The organism is Romboutsia sp. Marseille-P6047 (assembly GCF_900604535.1).
Taxonomy (GTDB): domain Bacteria; phylum Bacillota; class Clostridia; order Peptostreptococcales; family Peptostreptococcaceae; genus Romboutsia_E.
Genome location: NZ_UWOT01000016.1, coordinates 67,707 through 74,237, shown reverse-complemented (window position 1 = coordinate 74,237; position 6,531 = coordinate 67,707). Strand labels below are relative to the sequence as shown.

Genomic DNA, 6,531 nt, shown 5'->3' with positions numbered 1-6,531 from the left:
CTACAATTATATCAATATTAAAAACTGAGGAGATGAAAATATGAAGATGATTAGAAGAATATTTGTAGAACAACTTTATAGCTTTTTTTATTTATTATTCTGGGGCTTTTATTTTAGCGCTAGCTATTTTTTCTGCAAAACTAAATTTTTTCTAATGGGTTCATATATTCTATAAATATCAATTAAATTATAATTTTTTAATTAATTTAGAATATTCAAAAAGAGCTCATTTGAGCTCTTTTTTTATAAAAAATAATAAAAGGAGTTGAGTAAATGGACTTGTTAGATGATTATAGATTAGAAATAAATAGAATTGACAGAGAAATTACTAAACTTTTTGAACAAAGAATGAATATATCTAAAAAGATTGCTAATTACAAAATAAATAATAATTTAGAAATATATCAAAAAGATAGAGAAGAAAAAGTTATAGATAAAAATATATCTTATTTAGAGGAAAAAAGAGTATGCTCCATTGTTAAGAAGTTTCTATATAAATTTAATGTACTTAAGTAGATTAATACAAAATGAAGAATTGAATAAAATTAGTTTAAGGGAAATATTGAAAGACAATAAAAAATATTTTGATGTAAGAGTTGGGTATCAAGGTGTTGAAGGTTCTTTTAGTGAGGAAGCGATGTATAAACATTTTGATAGAATAAAGTACTCAAAAAGCTATGATAAATTTGAAGATGTATTTTTAGGGTTAAAAAATAACGAGGTTGACTATATTGTAGTACCTATTGAAAACTCATCAACTGGTGGTATATCCAAAGTTTATGATTTATTAAATCAGTATAAATGTTATATAGTAGGAGAGGAATGTATAAAGATAAGTCAACATCTTTTAGGTATTAATGGAGCTAAATTAAGTGATATACAAGAAGTATATTCACATCAACAAGGCTTTGAACAAAGTAATAAAAGTTTACAAAAGTATAAAAATTTAAAACTAATACCATATCTAAATACAGCTATATCTGCTAAGTTAGTTTCAGATTTAAATGATAAAACAAAAGGTGCAATAGCATCAGAGAGAGCGGCTAAAATATATAACTTAGATATCATAGAAAGAAATATAAATGATATTGAAGATAACTATACAAAGTTTGCGATTATAGGAAACAATTTAGAAGTTAACCATGAATGTAATAAATCAAGTGTAGTTTTTTCAATAGAGCATGAAGCAGGAAGTTTATATAATTTGTTAAGATACTTTGATGAGTATAAAATAAATTTAACTAAGATAGAATCTAGGCCAAATAAGCATATACCTTGGAGATATTTATTTTATGTTGATTTTGAAGGAAATATAGATGATAAAATGATCAAAGATGGTATAAAAATTATAGAAAGTGAAAGTAAACATTTTAAGTTTTTAGGAAGTTATAAAAAATGTGATATAAAAAATTAAATTTAAAAGGAGGTAGTTTTATGATTATAGTAATGAGTCAAGGATGTACAAAAGAAGAAGTAAGAGAAATTATTAATCATGTAGAGTCTAAGGGTGTTAAAACTAATGTTTCAGAGGGAGACTCAAAGTGTATTATAGGTCTTATTGGAGATACTACAGTAATTGATCCAGGTGAAATTTTATCATATAGATATGTAGATAGAATACTTAAGGTTCAGGAACCATTTAAAAAAGCAAATAGACTATTTAAACCAGAAGACACTATTGTAGATGTATTAGGTAGTAAGGTAGGTGGTACAAACTTAGGTATAATGGCCGGACCTTGTTCAGTAGAGTCAGGAGAACAAATAATTGAAATTGCTAAAAGTGTAAAATTATCTGGGGCTAATTTTTTAAGAGGTGGAGCATTTAAGCCGAGAACATCACCATATAGTTTTCAAGGAATGGAGTTAGAAGGGTTAGAACTTTTAAAGTTAGCTAAAAAGGAAACTGGACTTCCTATAGTTACAGAATTAATGTCTACTAATTATATAGATAAATTTGTAGAAGATGTAGATGTAATACAGATTGGTGCTAGAAATATGCAAAATTTTGATCTATTAAAGCAAGTTGGTAGAACTAAAAAGCCAGTTCTATTAAAAAGAGGATTGTCAGCAACCATAGAAGAATGGCTTATGAGTGCAGAATATATCATGGCAGGCGGTAATGAAAATGTAATTTTATGTGAAAGAGGAATTAGAACATTTGAAACATATACAAGAAATACATTAGATTTAAGTGCAGTGCCAGTAGTAAAAAGATTATCTCATTTACCAGTTATAGTTGATCCAAGTCATGCATCAGGAGATTGGAGACTTGTTGAACCAATGGCTAAAGCAGCAATACTTGCAGGATGTGACGGTCTTATGATAGAAGTTCATAATAATCCACAACAAGCTTTATGTGATGGAAAACAGTCTATTAAACCTTCTAAATTTGATTCTTTAATGAAATCAGTTAAAGTCCTTGCACAGTTAGAAGGAAAAACTATATGAATATAGTTATAGTTGGCTTAGGTGTTATTGGAGGTTCTTTTGCAATGGCACTTAAAGAAGCTGGATATAATGATGTATATGGTATAGATATAAATGAGCAAACAATTATAAAAGCAAAAGAGATGAATATTATTAAAGATGGCAGTACAAAAGGCTCTAATTTAATAAGACATGCGGATTTAGTAATAATATCTATTTATCCAACATTAATTAAATCATTTATTGAAGAAAATAAATATAACTTTAAAAAGGGATCTATAATAACTGATACAACTGGTATAAAAGGAATGTTTATAGATGAAGTACTGAAGATGCTTCCTAAAGGTGTTGATTTTGTATTTGGCCATCCTATGGCTGGAAGAGAAAAAAAGGGGCTTGATTTTGCAAGTAGTAGCGTGTTTAAAGGTGCAAATTATATATTAATAAATGCAGATCATAACAATGAAGAAAATATAGAGATTGTAGAAAGTTTAATTTATTCTATAGGATTTAAAAATGTAAAAAAAGTAAGTGCAAGTTTCCACGATGAGATAATTTCATTCACATCTCAATTACCACATGCAATAGCCGTTGCACTAATAAATAGTGATGAAGAAGGAAGAGATACAGGGAGTTTTATAGGTGATAGCTATAGAGATTTAACTAGAATTGCTAATATTAATGAAGAGTTATGGTGTGAACTTTTTATGGGGAATAAAGATAACTTCCTTAACTCTATGAATAAATTTTTAGAAGAAATAAATAAAATAAAAATATGTGTAGAAAAAAATGATAATCAAAAATTAGTAGAATATTTTAAAAAGTCATCTATTCGAAGACAACAATTATAGCTTTAATTTATTTATAAAAAAAGGGGAAAACGTTAGATTATAGAATTATAAATATACTATAATTTTCATGGAGGTATATTATGAAAGATAAGGTATTAGAAGTTATTGAAAGAGTAAGACCGCTTCTTCAAAGAGATGGAGGAGATGTAGAACTAGTAGATGTAAATGAAGAAGGAGTAGTATTAGTTAGGTTAAAGGGTGCTTGTCAGGGATGTCCGGGTGCTACTATGACTATAAAAGCAGTTATAGAAAATTTACTAGTTAAAGAAGTACCTGAGGTAAGACAAGTGATTGGAATATAATATGATAATTAAAAAATGAGTATATCAAAAAATTTGATATACTCATTTTTATATTGACATATATATAAGTATAGTTACTTAAATATATAAGTATGAAAATAAGTACTACAGGAGGAAATTATGAATTGGATAGAGTATGGAAAGGATATAAATTTATTTAGTGATTTTATTAAAGATATAAAAATTATGAATAAAAGTGAAAAATATAGAGCAGTTAAGTTATTAATTAATTATTTTTCAAAAGAAAATATTTTGGATATAAGAAACCTACCAGATACTTATAAATCTAGAAGAGATATGTTACACGCACTCTTAGATGTATATCCACCTAAAGAAATTGATCCTGTATATCTAGAACTATTAGAGAGACTTTTAATAAGTGAATCAAAAGAAAAGTTAGTAACAAATATAGATGATATTGATGAAGTGGATAAAAATATAGGTATATTTAAAGGGGACATAACAACTATAAAATCTGATGCGATTGTAAATACAGCAAATAGCAAGCTTTTAGGATGTATGAAACCTCTACATGCATGCGTAGATAACTCAATACATTCATGTGCAGGTCCAAGATTAAGACTGGATTGTAATAAAATAATAGAGAAACAAGGTCATTTAGAATATATAGGATCTGCAAAAATTACTAGAGGCTATTGTTTACCATCTAAATTTGTAATACATACAGTTGGTCCAATTATACTCGATGAAACTCCAACAAAAGAGTAAGAAAAACAATTATCATCATGCTATATATCATGTCTTAATATAGTAAAAGAGATTGATATGATTAAGAATATAGTATTTTGTTGTATTTCAACTGGTGTATTTGGATACCCTAAGGAAGATGCTACTCTATTAGCAGTTAGAACGGTTAAGAAATGGTTAAAAGAAAATCCAGAAAAAGATTTGAAAGTGGTATTTAATGTATTTAAAGATAGTGATGAAGAAATATATAGACAAGCTTTATTAAATGATAATAAATTTGTGTATGAAAAGTAAATTATATAAAAGAGATCTATTTGAATATTTTCATATAGGTCTCTTTTATATAATTTATTATATTTTTATATTAAACTTTAACTAATTATACCTCTTCTAATAAATGCTTGTAGTAAATCTTTAAAAAGGCTAATATAATATATGACTAGGGTATATTAAAGGTTAAAAAATATATTAAGAAGGATGGATGAGATTGAAATTAATATGGTTAGCAGTGGCTATTATATTTGGGGTTGGAGAATTATTGACAACAAGCTTAACTTTGATTTGGTTCAGTATAGGAGCACTAGTAGTATTAGCTCTTAGTAAGATTGTAACTAACATAGTCGTGCAATTACTTATTTTTGCAGTAATATCTATATCTCTTTTGGTTTTAGCAACAAAGAAAATAGTTAAAAATGATAAAAATCACAAGTATGAAACAAATTTACAGGGAATTTTATCTAAAAAAGGAGTTGTAAAAGAAGAGATACTTCCATACAAAACAGGAATAGTTAGTATTGATGGAGAAGATTGGAGTGCTATTGGAATCAATAATGAAAAAATAGAACCTGGTTCAACTGTAGATATTGTAAAAATAGAGGGTGTAAAGTTAATTGTAAAACTTGCAGTTAATGAATAAATTCTAAGAGAAAAGGGAGAGTATATATGTTTAAAGTAATATTAATAATAGTTTTAATATTAGTAGTAGTTTTGATGAGTTTAAGGTATGTCAGAGTAATTAAGCAATCTAAAGTAGGTATAATTATGAGATTAGGTAAGTTTTTAAAAGTAGCTGATACAGGAGTTCACTTTTTAGTACCGTTTTTAGATAATATGGCATATATAATAGATTTAAGGGAAATTGTTATAGATTTTCCACCACAACCTGTTATAACAAAAGATAATGTAACTATGCAAATTGATACGGTAGTTTATTATCAAATAACAGATCCTGTGAGATATGTTTTTGAAATAGCAAATCCAATATCAGCAATTGAAAATTTAACAGCAACAACTTTAAGAAATATAATTGGTGAATTAGATTTAGATGAAACACTTACGTCTAGGGATTTAATTAATACAAAAATGAGATCAATATTAGATGAGGCAACTGATAAATGGGGAATTAAAGTAAATCGTGTTGAACTTAAAAATATAATGCCACCAGAAGATATCCAAGTGGCTATGGAAAAGCAAATGAGAGCAGAAAGAGAAAGAAGAGAATCAATATTACAGGCAGAAGGTAATAAAGCATCATCAATTCTACAGGCAGAAGGTGAGAAGCAATCAGCCATACTTAGAGCAGAGGCAAAGAAAGAAGCTATGATAAGAGAAGCAGAAGGTGAAAAAGAATCAGCTATATTAAAAGCACAGGGTGAAGCTGAATCAATAAGACAAATAGCCATAGCGAAGGCACAAGGAGAGGCTGAAATTATAATGAAAGTTCAAAAGGCTACAGCACAAGGGTTATTAGATGTATTTAAAGCAATGAAAGAATCTGATATAGATGACAATATGTTAGCATTAAAATCTATGGAAGCATTAGAAAAAGTAGCTAAAGGAGAAGCGACAAAAATTGTATTACCTTCAGATGCAGTTAATATTTTAGGAACTTTTAAAGGTATAAAAGAAGTTCTAAATAATGACAATGAAAAATAAGGATATATGCATGTAAATATATAAGCAAATAGAAAAAAGAAGAAATTTGTATAAATTTCTTCTTTTTTCTATTTATAAGAAAAAAGATTATATAAAAAATAATTAAAATAAGTAAAAAAAAAAAAGGAAATTTATATCTTTAGGAGAATTAAAACATAATGCAGATGGCCCATTAAACAAAAAATTAGAGCATATCAATTAGTCATAGCAAAAAATTTATAAAATAACAGTAATATAAAAAGTTTTGAAAAAATTATTAAATAATTACAAATCAGTACAATTTTTTGTAAGATATAACATTTAAGAGG

Annotated in this window: 7 protein-coding genes and 1 pseudogene; all 8 read left to right on the top strand. The window is 27.0% G+C overall.

The window, feature by feature from the left end; translation table 11 throughout:
• Window positions 1–273 precede the first annotated feature (273 nt).
• The 8 genes and pseudogenes from EIH23_RS17040 (at window position 274) to EIH23_RS13855 (ending at window position 6,223) form a co-directional block, all read left to right on the top strand.
• Window positions 274–516 carry a chorismate mutase gene (locus EIH23_RS17040; protein ID WP_330566299.1) on the top strand — a complete coding sequence of 81 codons (243 nt, stop codon included), beginning with the start codon at window positions 274–276 and terminating at the stop codon, window positions 514–516.
• 46 nt (window positions 517–562) lie between these two features.
• On the top strand, window positions 563–1,414 hold the full coding sequence (locus EIH23_RS13885) for a prephenate dehydratase (protein ID WP_330566298.1): 852 nt from the start codon (window positions 563–565) through the stop codon (window positions 1,412–1,414).
• Window positions 1,415–1,434: 20 nt separating this feature from the next.
• The gene (gene aroF / locus EIH23_RS13880) at window positions 1,435–2,448 is read left to right on the top strand and encodes a 3-deoxy-7-phosphoheptulonate synthase (RefSeq protein WP_122641034.1); all 1,014 of its coding nucleotides are present in this window, start codon (window positions 1,435–1,437) and stop codon (window positions 2,446–2,448) included.
• Window positions 2,445–3,278: a prephenate dehydrogenase gene (locus tag EIH23_RS13875; RefSeq protein ID WP_122641033.1), complete on the top strand. Its 834-nt coding sequence runs from the start codon at window positions 2,445–2,447 to the stop codon at window positions 3,276–3,278. Before aroF ends, EIH23_RS13875 begins: the two co-directional genes overlap by 4 nt.
• Before the next feature lie 80 nt (window positions 3,279–3,358).
• A complete protein-coding gene (locus EIH23_RS13870) occupies window positions 3,359–3,580 on the top strand; it encodes a NifU family protein (RefSeq protein WP_122641032.1) in 222 nt (73 codons plus the stop codon).
• Window positions 3,581–3,700: 120 nt separating this feature from the next.
• Window positions 3,701–4,582, top strand: a pseudogene (locus tag EIH23_RS16680) (protein-ADP-ribose hydrolase).
• A 187-nt stretch (window positions 4,583–4,769) separates the two neighbouring features.
• Window positions 4,770–5,204, top strand: coding sequence for an NfeD family protein (locus EIH23_RS13860; RefSeq protein WP_243113417.1), 435 nt, complete (start codon window positions 4,770–4,772; stop codon window positions 5,202–5,204).
• Window positions 5,205–5,230: 26 nt separating this feature from the next.
• The gene (locus tag EIH23_RS13855; protein WP_122641030.1) at window positions 5,231–6,223 is read left to right on the top strand and encodes an SPFH domain-containing protein; all 993 of its coding nucleotides are present in this window, start codon (window positions 5,231–5,233) and stop codon (window positions 6,221–6,223) included.
• Window positions 6,224–6,531 lie beyond the last annotated feature (308 nt).

Excerpts from the sequence above, each read along its gene's own strand:
- EIH23_RS17040 (WP_330566299.1), top strand. The coding sequence starts at position 274 with ATGGACTTGTTAGATGATTATAGATTAGAAATAAATAGAATTGACAGA.
- aroF (WP_122641034.1), top strand. The coding sequence starts at position 1,435 with ATGATTATAGTAATGAGTCAAGGATGTACAAAAGAAGAAGTAAGAGAA.
- EIH23_RS13875 (WP_122641033.1), top strand. The coding sequence starts at position 2,445 with ATGAATATAGTTATAGTTGGCTTAGGTGTTATTGGAGGTTCTTTTGCA.
- EIH23_RS13870 (WP_122641032.1), top strand. The coding sequence starts at position 3,359 with ATGAAAGATAAGGTATTAGAAGTTATTGAAAGAGTAAGACCGCTTCTT.
- EIH23_RS13860 (WP_243113417.1), top strand. The coding sequence starts at position 4,770 with ATGAGATTGAAATTAATATGGTTAGCAGTGGCTATTATATTTGGGGTT.
- EIH23_RS13855 (WP_122641030.1), top strand. The coding sequence starts at position 5,231 with ATGTTTAAAGTAATATTAATAATAGTTTTAATATTAGTAGTAGTTTTG.